1 pseudogene is annotated in these 929 nt (G+C 37.6%); it reads left to right on the top strand.

Going from position 1 to position 929, the window contains the following annotated elements:
• Positions 1-929: pseudogene (locus DM444_RS00190) on the top strand (hypothetical protein); the annotation flags it as partial.

The raw sequence follows: 929 nt of genomic DNA, 5'->3' as shown, positions 1-929 counted from the left end.
ACTTATTCAGATGGTACTACTTCAACAAATATTACAGGAATTGCATCAAGTCCATATACTTTCAATGTCAGTCCAACAAGTAATAAAACCTATACAGTTACAGCTTTAAAAAATGCAAGCTGTACAGCAATAGCTGCTGATATGACAGGAAGTGCTGTAATAACTTTAAACCAAATAGAAACGACTCCAACAGTTGGAACAATCACACCAGTAAATTGTTCAAATTTAGGTTCTGTAGTTTTAAGCGGTCTTCCTTCAGGAACATGGAAAATCAATCAATCTGGAACAGTAAATGGAACTATTAATAATTCTGGATCATCTTATACAGTTACAGGATTAATCGAGGGAACGTATACTTTTACAGTTGAAACAAGTACTACTTGTGTATCTAATCCAACGGGGTCAGTAGTAATAGGAGACAACTCTTCAACAGTTTGGAATGGTAATACTTGGTCTAAAGGAGATCCAGATAGTACTAAAAGTATTGTAATTGCATCAGTTACTCCTAATCAGCCTTTCTCAACAGCTACGCCAGTTGTAAATGGTTGCTCATTGACAATTGATCCAGGAGTAATAGTTACAGTTCCAACTGGATTAACCTTAAGAATTACAAATGCGGTAACAACAAACGGACAGCTGATATTTGAACATAACTCAAGTCTGATCCAGACCACCAATGCGGTCAACACCGGAGAGATTGTCTACAAAAGGGAAACATCAGTGCGCCGATATGATCTTACATACTGGTCAACACCGGTTACGAAATCAAACTTCACCCTGCACGATTTCTCGCCAAACACCCTTTATGACAAATACTACTATTATGATTCTGATCTAAAATGGGTGATCGATTACAATGGAAAAATGGATATGGCAATAGGAAGAGGATTCAGCATAAGAGCCCCTCAGACTTTTGACATCAACAGTCC

Origin of the sequence: Flavobacterium ginsenosidimutans (genome assembly GCF_003254625.1) — a bacterium.
In the GTDB taxonomy this organism is placed as follows: Bacteria; Bacteroidota; Bacteroidia; order Flavobacteriales; family Flavobacteriaceae; genus Flavobacterium; species Flavobacterium ginsenosidimutans.
Note: the sequence above shows the minus strand (reverse complement) of the source record. Positions and strands in the feature narration are given on the sequence as shown.